The sequence below is a fragment of the Roseiarcus fermentans genome (assembly GCF_003315135.1).
Taxonomy (GTDB): Bacteria; Pseudomonadota; Alphaproteobacteria; order Rhizobiales; family Beijerinckiaceae; genus Roseiarcus; species Roseiarcus fermentans.
The window spans coordinates 150,003-168,821 of the sequence record NZ_QNRK01000011.1 but is presented as its reverse complement, the minus strand read 5'-3'; the positions used below and the strand labels follow the sequence as shown (position 1 = coordinate 168,821).

The 18,819-nt window shown below is 71.3% G+C and carries 14 protein-coding genes and 2 pseudogenes; 3 read left to right on the top strand and 13 right to left on the bottom strand.

Annotated features, from left to right (window positions below; all coding sequences use genetic code 11):
• From DFR50_RS11990 to DFR50_RS11965, 5 genes and pseudogenes are all read right to left on the bottom strand, one after another.
• Positions 1 to 509: pseudogene (locus tag DFR50_RS11990) on the bottom strand (hypothetical protein); the annotation flags it as partial.
• A 122-nt stretch (positions 510 to 631) separates the two neighbouring features.
• Positions 632 to 2,401 carry a PEPxxWA-CTERM sorting domain-containing protein gene (locus DFR50_RS11985; protein ID WP_113889437.1) on the bottom strand — a complete coding sequence of 590 codons (1,770 nt, stop codon included), beginning with the start codon at positions 2,399 to 2,401 and terminating at the stop codon, positions 632 to 634.
• Positions 2,402 to 2,516: 115 nt separating this feature from the next.
• The gene (locus DFR50_RS33305) at positions 2,517 to 4,289 is read right to left on the bottom strand and encodes a PEPxxWA-CTERM sorting domain-containing protein (RefSeq protein ID WP_113889436.1); all 1,773 of its coding nucleotides are present in this window, start codon (positions 4,287 to 4,289) and stop codon (positions 2,517 to 2,519) included.
• Between the two features lie 328 nt (positions 4,290 to 4,617).
• On the bottom strand, positions 4,618 to 7,473 hold the full coding sequence (gene topA, locus DFR50_RS11975; protein WP_113889435.1) for a type I DNA topoisomerase: 2,856 nt from the start codon (positions 7,471 to 7,473) through the stop codon (positions 4,618 to 4,620).
• A 529-nt stretch (positions 7,474 to 8,002) separates the two neighbouring features.
• Positions 8,003 to 8,254: a type II toxin-antitoxin system VapB family antitoxin gene (locus DFR50_RS11965; protein ID WP_113889434.1), complete on the bottom strand. Its 252-nt coding sequence runs from the start codon at positions 8,252 to 8,254 to the stop codon at positions 8,003 to 8,005.
• Between the two features lie 107 nt (positions 8,255 to 8,361).
• On the opposite strand from DFR50_RS11965, the gene DFR50_RS11960 reads away from it, so the two are divergent.
• Positions 8,362 to 9,216, top strand: a complete 855-nt coding sequence (locus DFR50_RS11960) for an oxidoreductase (protein WP_113889433.1) — start codon at positions 8,362 to 8,364, stop codon at positions 9,214 to 9,216.
• A gap of 13 nt (positions 9,217 to 9,229) precedes the next feature.
• Positions 9,230 to 9,658, top strand: a complete 429-nt coding sequence (locus tag DFR50_RS11955; protein WP_113889432.1) for a DUF1810 domain-containing protein — start codon at positions 9,230 to 9,232, stop codon at positions 9,656 to 9,658.
• A 55-nt stretch (positions 9,659 to 9,713) separates the two neighbouring features.
• Here the strand turns inward: DFR50_RS11955 and DFR50_RS11950 are convergent, their stop codons facing one another.
• The 3 genes and pseudogenes from DFR50_RS11950 to DFR50_RS33580 all read right to left on the bottom strand — a co-directional run.
• A complete protein-coding gene (locus DFR50_RS11950; protein WP_113889431.1) occupies positions 9,714 to 10,244 on the bottom strand; it encodes a hypothetical protein in 531 nt (176 codons plus the stop codon).
• A gap of 518 nt (positions 10,245 to 10,762) precedes the next feature.
• Entirely contained in the window at positions 10,763 to 11,323 is a 561-nt protein-coding gene (locus tag DFR50_RS11945) for a hypothetical protein (protein ID WP_113889430.1), read from the bottom strand.
• Positions 11,324 to 11,878: 555 nt separating this feature from the next.
• A pseudogene (locus DFR50_RS33580) lies at positions 11,879 to 11,974 on the bottom strand (PEP-CTERM sorting domain-containing protein); the annotation flags it as partial.
• A gap of 722 nt (positions 11,975 to 12,696) precedes the next feature.
• Here DFR50_RS33580 and DFR50_RS11935 point away from each other — a divergent pair.
• Positions 12,697 to 13,641 carry an aspartate carbamoyltransferase catalytic subunit gene (locus DFR50_RS11935; protein WP_113889428.1) on the top strand — a complete coding sequence of 315 codons (945 nt, stop codon included), beginning with the start codon at positions 12,697 to 12,699 and terminating at the stop codon, positions 13,639 to 13,641.
• A 282-nt stretch (positions 13,642 to 13,923) separates the two neighbouring features.
• Here the strand turns inward: DFR50_RS11935 and DFR50_RS11930 are convergent, their stop codons facing one another.
• From DFR50_RS11930 to DFR50_RS11910, 5 genes are all read right to left on the bottom strand, one after another.
• Complete coding sequence (locus DFR50_RS11930) at positions 13,924 to 14,976, bottom strand: AbrB family transcriptional regulator (protein WP_113889427.1); 1,053 nt, start codon at positions 14,974 to 14,976, stop codon at positions 13,924 to 13,926.
• 28 nt (positions 14,977 to 15,004) lie between these two features.
• Positions 15,005 to 15,562, bottom strand: coding sequence for an isochorismatase family protein (locus DFR50_RS11925; RefSeq protein ID WP_113889426.1), 558 nt, complete (start codon positions 15,560 to 15,562; stop codon positions 15,005 to 15,007).
• 58 nt (positions 15,563 to 15,620) lie between these two features.
• Positions 15,621 to 16,076: a MarR family winged helix-turn-helix transcriptional regulator gene (locus tag DFR50_RS11920; protein ID WP_113889425.1), complete on the bottom strand. Its 456-nt coding sequence runs from the start codon at positions 16,074 to 16,076 to the stop codon at positions 15,621 to 15,623.
• A 91-nt stretch (positions 16,077 to 16,167) separates the two neighbouring features.
• Entirely contained in the window at positions 16,168 to 16,995 is an 828-nt protein-coding gene (locus DFR50_RS11915; RefSeq protein WP_113889424.1) for a transglutaminase family protein, read from the bottom strand.
• Between the two features lie 275 nt (positions 16,996 to 17,270).
• Entirely contained in the window at positions 17,271 to 18,818 is a 1,548-nt protein-coding gene (locus tag DFR50_RS11910) for a tagaturonate reductase (RefSeq protein WP_113889423.1), read from the bottom strand.
• Between the last annotated feature and the right edge of the window lies 1 nt (position 18,819).

The window sequence follows — 18,819 nt, the reverse complement described above, 5'->3', positions numbered from 1 at the left end:
GCCGTGCTCGACGCATTCGCCGCGCCGCCCGCTCCGCCCGAACCGCTCGACCCGGCGTCGCGATAGATCGGAATCGCCGGAGCAGGCAGGCCGCCGGCGCCGCCGTTCCCGCCGGTCGCGGCGGCGTCGGCCGCCGCTCCGCCGAAAAACGTGACGGTCGTCGCCCTTGCGGAGGCGGCCCCGCCGGCGCCGGCCGCGCCGGCCGTCCCATTCGTGGCGGCATTGCCGCCCGCGCCGCCGTTCCCGCCGGTCGCCGTCGCGGAATTGGTCGTCGCGTGGCCGCTCGGGAAGCGACCGCCGGCGAGGGCGGTCGCCGGCCCTCCGGGACCGCCCGGCTGTCCATCGGGGTTGCCCGGAGACGGAACGCCATTCGCGCCGTTCGCGCCATTGGCGCCGCTCACGATGACGACCTCCGCCCGGACCCCGACCTGGGGCCAGACCAGGACGAGCGGCAGCGCGGCGGTCGCCGCGAGATGCACGAGGAACGAACGGGAGCGCGTCTTGGTCATGGCGGCCTCCTCATCGGAACCCGGTCGTGAACCGATCGCGGGCCGAGCATGCGGGCGTCGGCGGGCGAACGGCCGCGCCGGCGCCGTCGTTCGGCGCGGCCCTCGTGACGGCGACCGGGCGATCAGTCGCCCGGCGTGGACAGAACGAACACATTCGACCGGCGAAGGGTCGACGATCTCAGGTATCCGGCATAGCCGAGCGCGGCGAACCCGAGCAGCATCATCGCCCAGGTCGCGGGTTCCGGGACGGGGGGATCCCGCACCGTGAAATCGAAGCCGAAGCCGTTGAGCGTGTCGTTGAAGGCGCCCGTGGTGATCGCGTACGCTACGTCGACCGTCTGGCTTCCGCGTCCAACGACGCCGAGATTGAGCGTGCGCGGCGAGAAGAAGCGCTCCGCCGCGCTCAGCGAGGTGAATGTTTCCGCCACCGCGACGCGCCCGTCGACCGTGACCTCGAAGCTCATGGCGCCGAGTCCGGTTCCGGCGACGGTCTGGCCGAGAATCGCCAGCGACAGCCTTTCCCGCGCGGCGGTGGTAAACGTGAAGTCCGCCGCGTCGGTGAAGGTCTGGTTCTCGCAGCACGCGGCCGCGCCCGACATCGCGCCGCCCCCGATGGCCGGACCGCCCGGCGTCAGCGCGGCGTTGGCGACCGCCTGACCGGCCACGAGCGGCGGGACGAGCGCCGCGGAGCCGCCGCCCGCCGTCGCGCCGGCCTCGGCGATGGGGTCGTCGGCGCCGGTCTCCGACACTCCCGCCTCGGCGGTGGCGGCGACGGAACCGTCGACGTTAGCCGCCGCGCCTTGCGCGGAGGCGACTCCAGACGGTCCGGCGGCAAGGAATTGGCCGCCGGATGCGCCGGCGGTCGCGGTCGCGGTCGACGACACCCGGCCTGAGCCATTCAAGGCGCCGTCGCTGACAGCGCTCGCGTTTCCGGCCGCGCCCGCGCTCCCTCCACCACCCCCGTCGCCGCCCGCGCCCCCGGTCGCGACCGTGGTCAGGACGAGCCGCGCCGCCGAACCGCCGCGAAGGGTCAGGGTCGAGGACGCCGCGCCGCCTGCGCCGGCATTGGCCATGTCGGCGCTGCCGCCTGCGCCTGCGATCGCCGTCTGCGTGAGAGACAACGTTCCCCGGGTCGATCCAGTCGCGGCGTTGTCGAGATCCGCCGCCGCGCCCGGGCCGCCAGGGGCGCCGTTACCAGCGCCGCCGGCCCCGCCCGTGAGGGACGCCGAAACCGCGACCGCGCCCGTTCCGGAGCTTCCCGACGCGACGGCCGTGCCCGACCCGCCCGCGCCGCCCGGAACCGAGGCGCTGGAATTTGCGCCGCCCGCGCCGCCCGTGGCGCTGGCGGACGACGTCACGGCGCCATTGCCGAGCGAGGACGCCGCGCTCGACGCATCGGCCGCGCCGCCTGCGCCACCCCCGCTGCCCCCGCTGAGCGCCGGAGGCGGCCCCCCGGTTGACGGAGCAGGCAGGCCGCCGGCGCCGCCGTTCCCGCCGGCCGCGGCTGCGTCGGCCGCCGCTCCGCCGAAAAACGTGACGGTCGTCGCGCTTGCGGAGGCGGCCCCGCCGGCGCCGCCCGCCCCGCCGGTTCCGTTCGTGGCGGCATTGCCGCCTGCGCCGCCGTTTCCGCCTGTCGCCGTGGCGGAATTGGTCGTCGCGCGGCCGGTCGGGAAGCGACCGCCTGCGAGGGCGGTCGCCGGCCCTCCGGGGCCGCCCGGCTGTCCGTCGGGGTTGCCCGGAGACGGAACGCCGTTTGCGCCGTTCGAGCCGTTGACGCCGTTCATAATGACGACCTCCGCCCGGAGCCCGACCTGGGGCCAGACGAGGACGAGCGGCAGCGCGGCGGTCGTCGCGAGTTGCACGAGGAACGAACCGGAGCGCGTCTTCGTCATGGCGGCCTCCTGATCGGAACCGGTCGTGAACCGATCGCGGGCCGAACAGGCGGGCGTCGGCGGGCGAACGCCGGCGCGGTCGTTCGGCGCGGCCCTGATGACGGCGGCCGGGCGATCAGTCGTTCGGCGTGGACGGAGCGAACGAATTCGACCGGCGAACGGTCGACGATCTCAGATAACCGGCGTAGCCGAGACCGGCGAACCCGAGCAGCATCATCGCCCAGGTCGCGGGTTCCGGGACGGGGGGATCCTGGACTCGGAAATCGAAGCCGAAGCCATTGAGATCGCTGTCGGCGCCGGTCGTGATGGCGTAGCTGACGTCGACCGTCTGGCTGCCGCGTCCGACGACGCCGAGTCCGAGCGTGCGCGGCGAGAAGAAGCGCTCCGCCGCGGTCAGCGACGTGAACGTTTCGTCGACCGCCACGCGCCCGTCGACCGTGACCTCGAAGCTCATGGCGCCGAGGCCGGTCCCGGCGGCGGTGTTGCCGAGAATCGCCAGCGACAGCCCTTCCCGGGCGCCGGTGGTGAAGGTGAAGTCCGCGGTGTCGGTGAAGGTCTGGTTCTGGCAGCACGCGGCCGCGCCCGACATTGCGCCGACCCCGATGGCCGGACCGCCCGGCGTCAGCATGGCGTTGGTGATCGCCTGACCGGCCACGAGCGGGACGAGCGCCGCGGAACCGGCGCCCACCGCCGCGCCCGCCTTGGCGACCGGGTCGTCGGCGCCGATCACGGACACGGAGGCTTGCGCCGCGGTGGCGACGGAACCAGCGGCGTTTCCCGCCCGGCTGTGCGCCGAGGCGGCGCCCGACGCTCCGCCGACCAGGGCCTGATAACCGGATGCGCCCGCGGTCGCGGTCGCGGTCGACGACACCTGGCCCGAGCCGCTCAGGGTCGCGTCGCTGTCGGCGCTCGCGTTTCCGGCCGCGCCCGCCGCCGATCCGGCCAGGCCCCATCCCGCCGCGCCGCCGGTCGCAGCCGTGACCACGGCGAGGCTCGCCGCCGGACTGCCGAGCACGCTCAGAGTCGAGGACGCCGCGCCGCCGGCGCCGCCTTTGCTCGCATAGGTGGCGTTGCCGCCCGCGCCTCCGATGGCCGTCTGCATGAGGGCCAACGCTCCCCGCGTGGATCCGCTCGCGGCGTTGACGAGCGTGGCCGCCGCGCCCCGGCCGCCGTTCGTCCCAAACCCGGCGCCGCCGGCGCCGCCCGTGAGGGACGCCGAAACCGCGACCGCGCCGGTTCCGGAGCGTCCCGAAGCGACGACCTTTCCCGACCCGCCCGCGCCGCCCGGAACCGAGGCGCGGCTGCTCGCGCCGCCCGCGCCGCCCGTGGCGTTGGCGGACGACGCGACGGCGCCCGCGCTCAGCGAGGACGCCGCAGCGGTCGCGTTCGCCGCCCCGCCTGCGCCGCCCGGGCCGCCGAGGCCGCTGAGGCTCGGGGGCTTCCCCTCGGGGTTGTGCGGCGGCGGCGCGCCGCCCGCGCCGCCCGCCCCGCCCGTGGCGGCGGCGGCCGCCACCGCTGGGGCGGAAACCGTGACGGCCTCCGCCGTCGCGTTCGCCGCGCCGCCCGCGCCGCCGGCGCCGCCGGTTCCGGTGTCGGCGGCGGCGCCGCCCTTCCCGCCGTTCCCGCCCGCAGCCGTCGCGGTGTTGGTCGCCGCGCCCAGGGTCGGCGACCGACTGCCGGCGCTCGCCGACGCCGCCCGGCCGGGTCCACCCGGCCGCCCGTCGGGGCGGCCCGGCGGGGCGACGCCATTGGCGCCGTTGGCGCCGTTCGCGCCGTGAACGGTGACCATGGCCGCCCGCGCCTCGGCTTGCGCGGCGACGAGGATCAGCGGCAGCGCAGCGGCCGCGGCGCAATGCGCCAGCAACGAACGGGAAAGCGCCTTCGACATGGCAGCCACCTCAACGGGAAGCGGTCTCTGGAAACCCGGGGCGGGCCGCCCGGCCCGTCGTCAAGCGCGAAGACAAGAATCCGCAGGGCCGGCTCCACGGAGCAGGCCACAGTCCCTTCCCGCTGGAAGGGGCGGTCAAAACGGCTTTGGGGCGTCGAAATCCGCGGGGTCTCGTGGGGACCGCCTGCCCGAATGGTCGCACGCGGGCTCGGGGCGGCCAATCCTCATACCGGCTAAAAAGACGGCGGCGGCCGACGCCCAAACGGGCGGGACCGCCCGAAAGGCGTATTCGGCCGCGCCGGCGCGCTCTGGTCGCCGACCGCGCCGGTTATGTCTTCTTCGCCCGGGCCTTGGGCGCGGTCCCGGCGGCCGGCGGCTTTGCCGCCTTCGCCTTGGCCGGGGCGGCCGGCTTGGCGGCGGCGGTCTTCGTCGCCGGCTTCGCCCCGGCCTTCGTCGTCTCCGCCTTCTTTTCCGGCGCCTTGCGCGCGACGGGCGCAGGCTTGCCCTCGCGCTCTGCGAGCAGTTCGAGCGCCTCGTCGAGCGCAATCGAGTCCGGCGACATCGACTTCGGGATGGTGGCGTTGACCTTGCCCCAGTTGACATAGGGGCCGAACCGGCCCTCGCGCACGGTCACCGGCCCGCCGCCCGGATGGTCGCCGACGAGGCGGCCCGACACGCCGCCGCCAGCGGCCTTGGCCTTGAGGTGGGCGATCGCTTCGTCCAGCGTCACGCTCGCGGGGTCGGTTCCCTTCGGCAAGGTGGCGTTGACCTTGCCGTGGCTGACGTAGGCGCCGTAGCGGCCCTGCCTGACGCTGACCGCGCCGCCGTCCGGGTGATCGCCGAGCGCGCGCCCGGCGCCCGCGCCGAAGCGCGACGCGCCGGCGCCGCTCTCCTTGGCGACGATGAGGTCGATGGCGCGGTTCGCGCCGATCTCCAGCACGTCGTCGTCGCGGCCGAGATTGGCGTAGGTCTTGCCATGCTGCACGTAGGCGCCGTAGCGGCCGATGCCGGCGAGGATCGGATCGCCGCTGGTGGGATGCTTCGCCACCTCGCGCGGCAGCGACAGGAGCTTGAGCGCCTTTTCGAGCGTCACGTCGTCGGGCTTCAGGCCCTTCGGCAGCGACGAGCGCTTCGGCTTCTCGCCCTCGCCCTGCTGCACGTATTCGCCGAAGCGGCCGTTGCGCAGGCTGATCTCGTCGCCGCTGTCGGGGTCCTGTCCGAGCACGCGCACGCCCGGCCGCTCGCCCTCGCCGCTCTCGGCGCCGGTCGGCGACAGCACGCGGGTGTACTTGCATTCGGGATAGTTGGCGCAGCCGATGAAGGCGCCGAACTTGCCGAGCTTCAATGACAATTGCCCCTTGCCGCACGACGGGCAGAGGCGCGGATCGACGCCCGCGCCCTTGTCGGGGAAGATGTGCGGGCCGAGAAGGGTGTTGAGGCTGTCGAGCACCTGGGTGGTGCGCAGGTCCTTGGTCTCGTCCACCGCTCCGGAAAAATCCTTCCAGAAGGCGCGCAACAGCTCCTTCCAGTCCATCTCGTGGTTCGACACCTGGTCGAGCTGCTCCTCGAGGCCGGCGGTGAAATCGTATTCGACATATTTGGAAAAGAACGATTCGAGGAAGGCCGTCACCAGCCGGCCCTTGTCCTCCGGGATCAGCCGTTTCTTCTCCAGCCGCACGTAGTCGCGGTCGCGCAGCGTCGCGAGCGTCGAGGCGTAGGTGGAGGGGCGGCCGATGCCGAGCTCCTCCATGCGCTTGATCAGCGTCGCCTCGGTGTAGCGCGGCGGCGGCTCGGTGAAGTGCTGGCTGGTGTCGATCCGGTCCTTTTCCAGTCGCTCGCCCTGGCGCATCGGCGGCAGGCGGGCGGAGTCCTCGTCCTCCTCGTCGTCGCGGCCCTCTTGATAGAGCGCGAGAAAGCCGGGGAAGCGGACGACCTGGCCGGTGGCGCGGAAGTCGAGCTTTCGCCCCGCCGCCTCGGCGAGGATGTCGACGGTGGTGCGTTCCAGTTCGGCGCTCTCCATCTGGCAGGCGATGGTGCGGGTCCAGATCAGTTCGTAGAGCTTCGCCTGCTCGGGCTCGAGATGACGGGCGACGTCGCGCGGGCGCCGCGTCATCTCGGTCGGGCGGATCGCCTCGTGCGCCTCCTGCGCGTTCTTGGCCTTGGCGGTGTATTTTCGCGGCGCGGAGGGGACGTAATTGTCGCCGAACTCCTTGGCGATCACCTTGCGCGCCGCCGCGACCGCCTCGGGGGCGAGGTCGACGCCGTCGGTGCGCATGTAGGTGATGAGGCCGACCGGGCCGTCGCCGACGTCGACGCCTTCATAGAGCCGCTGGGCGATCTGCATGGTGCGGGCCGGCGCCATGCCGAGCTTGCGCGAGGCCTCCTGCTGCAGGGTCGAGGTGGTGAACGGCGGCCAGGGGTGGCGCTTGAGCGGCTTCGATTCGATCGCGGCGACCGAGAACTTCGCCTGTTCGAGCGCGGCTTCGAAGGCGCGCGCCTCTTCGCCCGAGCCGATGTCGAGGCGGCTGATCTTCTTGCCGTCGGCGCCGACGAGGCGGGCCGAGAAAGCGGCCTGGGCCTCGGTCCTCAGATGGGCGACGATCGACCAGTATTCGCGCGCCACGAACTTCTCGATCTCGACCTCGCGGTCGCACACGAGGCGCAGCGCGACCGACTGCACACGGCCCGCCGAGCGGGCGCCGGGGAGCTTTCGCCATAGCACCGGAGACAACGTGAAGCCGACGAGATAGTCGAGCGCGCGGCGGGCGCGGTAGGCGTCGACCAGCGCCCCATCGATTTCGCGCGGGTTGCGCATCGCCTCCTGCACCGCGTCCTTGGTCACGGCGTTGAACACCACCCGGTCGACGCGCTTGTCCTTGAGCAGCCGCTTGTTCTTGAGGATCTCGTGGATATGCCACGAGATCGCCTCGCCCTCGCGGTCAGGGTCGGTGGCCAGGATCACCCGCTCGGCGTCCTTCACCGCGGCGCCGATGTCGCTCATCCGCTTGGCCGACTTGGCGTCGACTTCCCAGCGCATGGCGAAATCGTCTTCCGGGTCGACTGAGCCGTCCTTGGCCGTGAGGTCGCGCACGTGGCCATAGGAGGCGTAGACCCCGTAATCCTTGCCCAGGTATTTGTTGATGGTCTTCGCCTTGGCGGGCGATTCGACGATCACGACTTTCATTCAGGCGTCCTTCGGCGGCGCCGCCCATGCGGTCCGCCTTGTCGGTTCGGGCGCGGGATATGGAGAGGCGAGGGCGCCTTTGTCAAATGGGGGGAGGCGGCGAGGCGGCAATCCGGAACAGAATTGCTATGACGCCATCGGAATATCCGTCCGGGCGAAGTCCTCCCCCTTGAACAGCAACGGAGCGCCGAGCGTCTTGGCCTGCGCGTACGCGAAGCAATCGCCGAGGTTCAACGGCGCGGGATGACCGGTTCCCTTGCCAAATCGTGAAAAGCATCCAGCGCCGCATGCGCGGCGTTCCGATCGAGCGGCGACGCCTCGGCGCCGACCAACGCGATAAACTCCATGACGTCGGCTTCGGCCTCCGCGACGGAACAGAACCGTTTGCGCCGCAGCCCCGGCGCAGCCTCGTAGACCGCGATCGGCGATGTGACGGCCGAGTCGGCCTATTCCAGGGCCGCGATCAAGGCGCCGCACTCCGGCTCGCGAGACAGAATTGCGACGATCGCCGAAGCGTCGATAACGATCATCAATCCCCACTCAGATCGTCGGAGAACGCCTTGTCCGCCTCGAGTCCGGTCGGAGGGCGGCGGGCGATCCGCTCGAGAAGCGGGCGGAGACGTTCGGCGAGCGGCGCTTCGCTTTCGCTGCGGGCGATCTCGTTTTCCAACGCCCGCCGCACGGCGTCGGTCTTCGAGGTTTTCCGAAGGGCTGCGAGCTTGGTCGCCAGGTCGGCCACGCGCTGGTTGCGAATCTGAAGGGTCGGGGTGGATCTGCCCATGACGGATTGGAGATAGTGTCACGCTCTCAATACCGCAACAGGTTCGAATTGCGCGCCCTCGGCGGGCATGCGACACTCGCGCATCCCCACACATTCGCGAGATCGCCATGGCCCAGTCTTCCGACAAACCCGTCTGGCTCATCACCGGCTGCTCGACCGGCTTCGGCCGCGAATTGGCGACGATCCTGATCGGCCGCGGCTACCGCGTCGCGGCGACCGCGCGCGATCCCGAAAGGATCGCCGACCTCGTCGCCGGCCACGAGGCGAATGCGCTGGCGCTCAAGCTCGATGTCGACAACGCTACGGAAATCGCCGCCGCCGTCGCGGCGACGGCGCAAACATTCGGGCGGATCGACGTGCTCGTCAACAACGCCGGCTACGGCTACCTGTCGGCGGTCGAGGAGGGCGACGACGCGGACATCCGCGCCATGTTCGAGACCAACGTCTTCGGGCTGGCCGCCATCACCCGCGCCGTGCTGCCGCACATGCGGGCGCAGAAGTCGGGCGCGATCGTCAACGTCTCCTCGCAGGGCGGCTTCATCGGCTTCGCCGGGGTCGGCTATTACAACGCCACCAAATTCGCGGTCGAGGGCCTGTCGGAAGCGCTCGCCAAGGAGGTCGCGCCGTTCGGGATCAAGGTCCTGATCGTCGAGCCCGGGCCGTTCCGCACCGACTGGGCGGGCCGCTCGCTGAAAGTCCCCAAGGCGCCGATCGAGGCCTATGCGGAAACCGCGGTGGCGCGGCGCAACATGATCCGCGGCTACACCGGCTCGCAGCCGGGCGACCCGGTGCGGGCGGCCGAGGCGATCATCGCCACCGTCGAAAGCGCCGATCCGCCGCTCAGGCTGCCGCTCGGGTCGATCGCCTTCGAGGGCATGACGGCCGAGATCGAGTCGGTGCGGCGGGAGATCGCTTCCGTCGAGGCGATCGCCCGCGGCGCCGACTATCCGAAGGGCGCCTGAGCCCGCGCGCGCGATGCCCGACCCGTTCAATCTTCAGCGCTTCGTCGACGCGCAGGCGCCGGTCCACCAGACGGTTCTGCGCGAGCTGGCGGACGGCGAGAAGCGGTCGCACTGGATGTGGTTCGTGTTCCCGCAGATCGCGGGCCTGGGGTTCAGCCCGATGTCCGTCTTCTACGCGATTTCGTCGCTCGACGAGGCGAAGGCCTATCTCGCGCACCCCGTGCTCGGACCGCGGCTGGCGGAATGCGCCCGCCTCGTCCTCGGCGCCGAAGGCCGCAGCGCGCGGCGAATTTTCGGCGCCGTGGACGAGGCGAAGTTCCGCTCGTCGATGACGCTGTTCGCCCGCGCCGCGCCCGACGAGCCGGCGTTCGCGGCCTGCCTGCAAAAATACTTTTCCGGCGCGCCCGACGGGGCGACGGTGGAAAAACTGCAGGCCGACTGAGTGGCGCCGCGCGGACGGGGGCGGCGCGACGCCGCCTCTCCCGTCCTTGACCCGGTCAGGCGGCGCGGAGCCGAGCCCGCCCGCGCAGGACCTGTCCGCCGAAGCCGAGAAGGCCGGCGCCGAGGATCATCATCGCCCAGGTCGGGGCTTCCGGCGCGACCGCGTAGCCGCCGGTCACGTAGCGGATTGTTCCGCTGCCCGGGCAGGAGTAGCCCGCGCATTCCCAACTGCTGGCGCCGATGATGTCGTTTTCGTCGATCGCCGTCGTCAACGGATGCGCGAACGTCAGCGCCATCCCGCGGGCGTACTCATAGGGGCCCGCCAGCTGGAAGTACATCGTGTCGTCGGTCGGGTTGTTCGTGGTCACATAGTCGTACGTGTAGCCGCCGAGCGTCGCTCCAGCGGTTGTCGCCGCCTGTCCCCCGCCGCTGTAGTCATCCACATTGATCATGAAGCTGCCGGTCGCGGTCCCGCCGTCGTCGAAGGTGACGTTCTCGAGCGTCCACCAGACGTCGGCCCTGGCCTGCGAAGCCGCTCCGAACGCGAAGGCGGCCAGCGCGATCGTCGGCATGATCGTTGAATTCATGGATTTCCCCAGACGTCTCTCGCGTCGATCCCTCATCGACCGCGGGACATTGAGGCATCTTTATAACGTCGTCAACTTATCATACGCGCGGCCGTGGGGTTCAGAAGCCGGGAACCCCGCCGGGAGGAGATCCGGGTCCGGCCACGGGCCGCGACCGGTGCGCCCGTCCGCTTACATCCAGCGCCGGCTGCCCGGCGCCGGGCGTCTTTCCCGCCCGAGTTCGCGGCGCCGCCCGAGTTCGCCGCAGAGGGCGACCCACTCGCGCCGGATGAACACCGTCTCCGGGCTGGCCGGAGCGTTCGAGGCCCGCAAGTCCGGGGACTGTGCGAGGCGCGCGCGAGCAAGGACGCGGCGGGCCTGCCGACGCGGCGACGCCGGCGAGCGCGCATGGGGCGAGCGGATGGGCAGCCGCGGTGGCTGACCAACGCGCTGACTGCGGCGCCGGGATCAACGACCGCGGCCACAGCGCTCAGCGCGGCGATGCGGTCAGCGATCGCGTCGCCCGTGGCGGCGGTCGTTCAGGCCGCGAGCAATCGGAGCCGCCCCCGCATGGCCGTCCCGCCGAGCCCGAGCAAGCCCGCGCCGAGGATCATCATCGCCCAGGTCGGCGCCTCCGGCGCGGCGGCGTAGGGGCTGGACGACAGGTTCACGTAACGGATCGATGTCGGGTTGCCGGGGCAATTGTCGGCCGCGCTGACGCACTCCCAACCGCCGATGATCGGATCGTCGGCTGTCGCGGTGGTCAGGGCGTACTGGAACTGCAGCTCGAACACGCGCCCGTACGGATTGGCCGGGTTCGAGAACGACACCGTGTCGTCCGTGGGGTAGTTGACGCCGCCTCCCACATAGGTCACGCCGGACGTTATGGTTGATCCGGCGGTGGTCGTGACCGACACCGAACTCGCCGGCCAGTTCAGGATGTAGCCATAGATGTTGATGGCGAACTGGCCGCTGGACACCGTGCCGCCGTCGTCGAAAACGACATTGTCGAGCTGCCACCAGACGTCCGCCTCGGCCTGCGTCGACAGTCCCGCGGCGAGCGCCGCCAGCGCGCACGCCCCAATCAGCTTGGATTTCATGTCCCATCCCCTCGCGCGTTCCCTTTGCCGACCGTCTCGCAGGCAATCTCGGGTTGCAGTTACAAGTTGTATCAAGTTGCATACATAGTCAACTGGGAACACCCGAAATTCGACGCATTCGCCGACCGCGGGGGCGCGCGAGCGCACAGCGCCGCAGGGTCGGCGTCGCGACGCTCCGCCGCGCCCGGGATCGAGGCGCGGCTCGACCCCGCCGACATGACGCGGCGGGACATCGCGCAAGGTCGGCAAGAAGCGCACCGCCTTGTCGCGGGCGCACCCGGGTCAATCTGGCCTTCGGGCCTCGACCCGCACGCTCGAACGCGCCGGCGAGCGGCTCGGGGCGGACGCGACGCACATGGGTTGTCGCCCGCGGCGGCGAGGCGCTGATGCGGTCGCGCTGGATGGGGCAGGGTCCGTCTCGCCGCGGATCGCCCGGCTCGGCCTCGGTTCGACCGTTTCGTGCGGGCGGGCCGCAGCGCCGGGTCGCCTTCGCCGCAGGCAAAGACAATGAGCCGCCCGCGAACGGACGGCTTTGGAGTGGTGGAGCGCGAGGGCTTACAAGGCGGCGACCGCCGACCGGCGGGCGCGAGCGCCGGCGAACCCGAGGCCGGCGAAGCCGAGCGCCATCATCGCCCAGGTCGACGGTTCCGGCGCTCCCAGCGCCAGATCGTCGATCCCCAGGTTGCCGACCGGCCCGGTGAACACCACGGATTCGGCCACGCCGGAGAAGCGCAGGGAGACCGGGGCAAAAGCGTTGGGGTCGCTCGCCGGCAGGTCCAGCGACCCGAGAAGACTTCCCGTTCCATCGAGGCCCGCATAGACGCCGACATGTCCGGGGACATAGAGCCCCTGGGTGAAGGCCAGCCCGGCCGAAAATCCCGCGGCCACATCGATCGTCGCCGGGTCGGCGCTGTTGTAGGCCAGATTCGGCTGCGACGTCGCGCCGAAGCCTGAAGCTGTGGTCCAGCCGACGAAATCGACTCCCAGGTTCGGGCCGCTGGCGCCGGCGCTGTCCGTGCCGCCGTCATAGAAGTTGTCGACGTTCGCGTAGCTCGTGACGGCATCGAAGTTGATGAAAATCGAAGCCTGCGATGTTCCAGCGTAGACAATCGATGCAGCGATGGTCGACGCGGCGAAAATATGCTTCATCATTGTTGACTCCGTCCACGGCGAGGGCCGCTTTGCAAGCATGCACAAAAGAAATCCGCATGTAAAGAGCTGGTATACGCTGTCAGGAATCTTGCCGACTGATGGCGATCGCCACCCGCACCTGGCCGCCGCGACGCAATACCGTCGGCAGTCGGTGTGGACGGGAAAGGCGTGCGGTTCCTCGGTTGCCGCAGAGCTCATCGCCGCCTATAGGCTGGGGCTCCATGACCTCGACGCTTCCCGTCTTCACCCAGCGCCACCTGCTCGGCATCGAGCCGCTCTCTCGCCCCGAGATCGAGGCGCTGCTCGACCTCGCCGACGAGGCGGTGGCGATCTCGCGCCAGATCGAGAAGAAGCGCTCGACCTTGCGCGGCCGCACCCAGATCAACCTGTTCTTCGAGGCTTCGACCCGCACCCAGTCGTCGTTCGAACTCGCGGGCAAGCGGCTCGGGGCGGACGTGATGAACATGGCGGTCGCCGCCTCCAGCGTGAAAAAGGGCGAGACGCTGATCGACACGGCGATGACGCTCAACGCCATGCGCCCCGACATTCTGGTGGTCCGCCATCACGCCGCCGGCGCGGTCTCCCTGCTCGCGCGCAAGGTCGACTGCTCGGTGATCAACGCCGGCGACGGCGCGCACGAGCACCCGACCCAGGCGCTGCTCGACGCGCTCACCATCCGGCGCAACCTCGGGCGGATCGAGGGGCTGACGGTCGCCATCTGCGGCGACATCCTCCACTCGCGGGTCGCCCGCTCCAACATCCTGCTGCTCGGCAAGCTCGGCGCCCGCGTACGCGTCGTCGGCCCATCGACGCTGCTTCCGGCGGGGGTCGAGGCGATGGGCGTCGAGGTTTTCCGCGACATGCGCGCAGGCCTCGCGGACGCCGACGTCGTGATGATGCTGCGCCTGCAGCGCGAGCGCATGGCCGGCGCGTTCGTGCCGAGCGCCAAGGAATATTTCCGCTTCTTCGGCCTCGATCAGGAGAAGCTGTCGCGCGCCCGGCCCGGCGCGCTGGTCATGCATCCCGGGCCGATGAACCGCGGCGTCGAGATCGACACGGCCGTCGCCGACGGCGCCCAGTCGCTGATCCGCGAGCAGGTCGAGATGGGGGTCGCGGTGCGCATGGCCGTGCTCGAGGCGCTGGCCCGCAACCTGCCGAACGCCTGAGCGGGCCTATTCCACGGCTTCTGGCGCGCAGGGCCGCCGCCGGGGACGAACAGGTCGAACAGGACGGACTTCCCCGACCGGCGGGGCGTTTCCGCCACGGGAGCCGCCGCGGTTTCGACGGAATTCGCCTCGATCGGCTGCAGACCGGGAAGAGACAGTCGTCGGGTCGCGCGTATGGCTGAACGGGATGTTGGTTGGATCGGCGCCGCTGCGCCGTTCCCGATCCATAGGGACAGAAACCGGGCCGGACCAACGCCGGACCGCGCGAAAGCGCCCGCCGGGTCATCCGATCGCGCGGGCGGCGACGAAGCGGGCGATCGCCGGACCGAGAAACAAGACGAACAGGAATCGAGCCATTTGCATCGCCATGATGAACGGCATGTCGACCCGGGTCGATGCGGCGATGATGGCGACCGAATCGGCGCCGCCCGGGCTCATCGCCAGATAGGCGGTCAAGGCGTCGACATGAGCGGCATAGGCCAGCGGCGCAGCGAGCGCGGCGCAAATCGCGATCAGGCAGGCGATCGAGGCCGCCAGCGCCGGCAGAATCCTGGCCGCGTGGGCGAGCGCCGGCCTGTTGAAGCGCGCGCCGATGCTCCAGCCGATGCACAGATAGGCCGGCGCGAGGAGCCAGGGCGGCAGTTCGACGGCCATCACGCCGAGGCTCTGCAGCGCCGCCCCCGCGGCGAAGGCGACCAGCATCGGTCCGGCGGGTATCCGGAACGCCGCCCCCGCCGCCGCCGACAGCGCGGCGAGCGCGACGGTCGCGGCGAGCGAGGGCCAGGCGACCGGCGGGAACCAGACGACCGGCGCGGGCGCATGCGGCGTCGCGGCCGTCCACACGCCGGCGACCGCGGTCGCCGCCGCGGCGACCATGACCACGCGCAGATACTGCATCAGCGCGACGAGCCGCACGTCGGCTCCATAACCCTCGGCCATCAGCGTCATCGCGGTGGCGGCGCCGGGAAAGGCGCCCCACACCGCGGTCGTTCCCGGAAGCACCTTCAGGCGCGCGAGCAGCCATCCCAGTCCGGCGCTGGCCGCGATCACGGACAGGACTCCGGCGAGGAACAGCGGCCAGTCGCGCGCCATCTCCGTCACTGTCGAGGGCTCGATGACGCGCGCGATCAGGCAGCCGACGACCGCCTGCGCCGCGACGAACAGCGGCGCCGGGACAATCGCCTCGATGGCGAAGCCGCTCAGGAGGGCGGCGGCGGCGAGCGAGCCGAGCAGCAGCGCCGCCGGCAGGCGCAGGAGCTCCAGTCCGCCGACCAGAACCGCCGACAGCGCGACCAGCGCGGCCCAGTGCGCGGCCCGTCTCGCGCGCTGTCTCATGCGCCGTCTGCGCCGGCGCGCGGTCCGGTCATTGCGGCGCCGCGCCGAGGAGCGCCAGAATCTCGTCGGTCGTCGCGGTTTCGCCGAGCCGGGGGAAGATGCGCTGGACGCTGTTGTCGTGCGCTTCCGCCCGCATGTCGGTCATCGCGTCGGTCGCGAGCGTGACGTTGAAGCCCAGTTCGTAGGCCTGGCGGGCGGTCGATTCGACGCCGATGCTGGTGGAGACGCCGGCGATCACGACCTGGGTCACGCCCTCGCCGCGCAAGCGATCGAGAAGGTCGGTGTTGGTGAACGCGCCCCAGGTCCGCTTGGTCACCAGATGGTCCTGCGGCTGCCGGTTCAGTTCGGGAACGAGTTCCGTCCAATCGGCCGGGAGCGTCCCGGCGCGAAAACCCTGTTCCGTGCGGCCGGGCGCGGCGCCGGCCACGGTGACGAGCACGACCGGCGCCCTGCGGCTGCGGAACGCCTCGGCGAGGCGCGCCGCGCGCGCCACGACCGCGCCCGCCGCGGGCGCCATGGCGACGATGCCCTTTTGCAGGTCGATGACGATGAGCGCAGTCCTGGGGTCGAGCGTCGTTGCGGGCATGACGGTCTCCTTGTTTCGGAATGAGGGGGGCGCCCCGGCGTCGCGCCGGCGGGCGAGATCAGTCGTCGGCGATGATGTCCATCAGGGCGAGCGCGCGGGTCAGCGCCGCTCGCTCCTCGGCCGTGAGCGTGGCGCGCATGCGTTCGGCGAGCCAGTCTTCGCGGATGCGGCGGTTCGCCAGAACCTTATCCCGGCCCTTCGCGGTGACGGACAGAAGCGTCTGCCTGCCATCGCTCGGATCGGGCGCGCCGACGATCAATCCCGCCTCGGCCAGCGGTCCCACGATCGCGCCCATCGATTGCGACCGCATGTTTTCTTCGCGCGCGAGCGCCGTCAGGGTCGTCGGACCCTCGCGTTCGAGGCGCCCGAGCACACGCGCCTGCGACCAGCTCAAGCCGCCGGGCGGAGCCTTGCCGCGCAGCCTGCGCGTCAGCTTGCCCACGACGGCGCGAATCTGGCCTGCAAGGGCGGCGGCGTCGTCGAGGGGCTCGACTGTCGACGTGTGCGCGCGCATGGCGACGGAAAGCGTCCCGGGTTCAAATGGTAAGTGCAACTACGTAGGTAGACTACAGATATCGCCGCTGTCAAGCCGGCGACGCCGATCGTCACGAAGCCGAGGTCGCGATCTCGATTGCGTACTCGAGGGTCGACGACACGGCGGCGCCGTAGTAGCCGCCCTCGACCGGCATGGTCGCCGCCTGATCGGGCGCCGCGGCGAGGGCGAGGTGGCCGTCGGAGACCGTCACGCCATGCGTCGGATCGTAGGCGCGCCAGCCGAGGCCGGGCACGAACGCTTCCGGCCAGGCGTGCAGGTGGCGCCGCCCGTCGGGGGTGTCGGCGTGGGCCTGATAGCCGCTGACGAACCGGGCCGGGACGCCGAGGCTGCGACAGGCGGCGAGGAAGAGAAGCGTCACGTCCCGGCAGGCGCCGTGGCCGAGCGCCAAAGTCTCCTCCGGCGGCCGCGCCGCGCCGTCGGGCCGGATGTCGTGTCGGATGTCGCGGTAGAGCGCGCGGTTCAGCCGGTCGAGGAAGACAAGCGGATCGGCGCCGCTCTCGACCGCCAGCTTGCGGGCGAAGGCGCGCACCGCCCCGTCCGCTTCGCCCTCGAGGTAGGCGGCGTTGGGGTCGCCGGCCCCGGCGAGCCAGGGCAGCGGGGCGGGCGCGGCGCTCCGGTCCGGCGCGGGCGCAAACTCCACTTCGAACCGGCTGTCGATGCGGAAGACGTCGGTGGTCCCGGCGAAGTCGACCCTGGTCACGAGGTTGCCGAAGGCGTCGAGCCCGTCCTCGCGGGCGATCGGGCGCGGCTCCACCACGAGCGAGCGCGACCGCAGCGCGCCGGCGTCCGGCCGCGGATTGAGCCGGAGCGCGTGCGCGGCGAGCCGCACCGGCGATGCGTAGCGGTAGATCGTCTGATGCCGAACGGAAAAACGCATGGGGGCGCCCGAGGGAGCGCCCAGCCCGCGCGCCCGAGATAACGAGCATAGCCGCGCCTGGATCGACCGCCATGCGTCTTCCGTATAGCGCCCGCTTCTCCGTCGCCCCGATGACGGACTGGCTGGGTCGGTTAATTGCGGCCAGGTCCGCAATCCGTCGACTCCAGCCGTTGCATTTGCTCGCGTCCGCTTCCGGCGGGTGAGCGCGACGGAACGCGACCGAACCCAACGTTGCCGCCCACGACCAAAAGCGACGACGGCGCCAAGCGCCGCCTTCAGCCCCGGGCGGCCGATCCGGGCGGCGGCTCGGCGCGGCTCGGGCTCGCCAGCGACAGATGGTCGAGCGCGCCGCGCACGCCGAGGTCCTCGATCGCGGCGATCGCCGTCTCGACCTTGGCGGCGAGATCGCCAACCGTCGTCAGGTCCTTGCCCCAGAGCCTCGTGTCGGCCAGCAGGCGCCTCGCGACCGCCGGCGCGTCTCCGGGCGCGGCGCCCGCCCAGGCCGCGGTCATCAGGTCGAGCGCGCGCGCGTCGTCGCGGATCGGATAGGGACCGCGCTCGCGACGGCCGTAGACGCCGTCGGCCTGCCGCTCGCCGCGATAGAACGCCAGGAGCGCGGCGAGCGAGAAGGCGAGACCCTGCGGAACGGGCTCGCCTTCGGCCACCCAGTCCTCGACGGTCGGCAGCACCCTCACCACCCACTTCGACACCGAGTTGAGGGCGATCGAGATCAGCTCGTGGCGAAGGAAAGGATTGGCGAAGCGCTCGAGGACGGTCGCCGCGTAGGCGCGGCGCTCGACATCGGGCAGCCGAATTCGCGGCGCGATCTCGTCGAACAGCATGCGGCGCAGGAAGGCCGACATCTGCGCATCCCTGGTGATCGCCTCGACCGTGTCCAGGCCGGCGAGGAAGGCGGCGAGCACGGTCGATGTATGGCCGCCGTTCAGCAGGCGCACCTTGCGGGCGCGGTACGGCCTGAGATCGTCGGTCCAGACGACGTCGAGGCCGGCTTCGGCCAGCGGCAGTTCGGCGGCGATCGCCTTCGGCCCCTCGATCACCCAGACGTGGAAAGGCTCGGCCGCGACCGCGAGCGGGTCCTCGTAGCCCCATTCGCGAAACAGCGCTTCCTTCTCTGCGCCCGGGAAGCCCGGGACGATGCGGTCGACGAGCGTGTCGAGAAACACGGTCTTCCCTTCGATCCAGGCGACGAAGGCGGGGTCGAGGCCCCAGCGGCGGGCGTGGCCGAGAACGACGCGGCGGAGCGTCGCGCCGTTCGCCTCGATCAGCTCGCAGGGCAGGACGACGAGCCCCGGGGCGTCGGGGCCGAGGGTCGACCAACGCGCCCACAGGAGCGCTGCGACCTTGGCTGGGAAGCTCTCCGGGCAGACGTCGGGATCGAACGGCTCTTCGACGTCGACGATGCCGGCCTCCGTCGTGTTGGAGACCACGAAGCGCAAATCCCGGCCGGCGCCGATCTCCAGGAATCGGCGCCACTGCGTGTGGGGATCGAGCGCCAGCTGCACGGTCGAGACGATGCGGCGGTCGATCGCCTCGCGGCCGTCGACGCGGCCGCGCAGGAGGACGGTGTAGAGGGTCTCCTGCGCTTCGAGCTGGTGGCCAAGGCCCCCCGGTCGCGCCTTGGCGATCGCGACGCCGCCGTCGAAAATCCCCTTCTCGTTGGCGACGTCGATCATCCAGTCGACGAAGCCGCGCAAGAAGACGCCGTCGCCGATCTGGAGAATCTTGACGGGGCGCGGCGCGGGGTCGGCGTGGGCGACCGCCTCGAGGCTCGTCGAGAGCGCGCGGCGCGTCAGAAGAGCCATG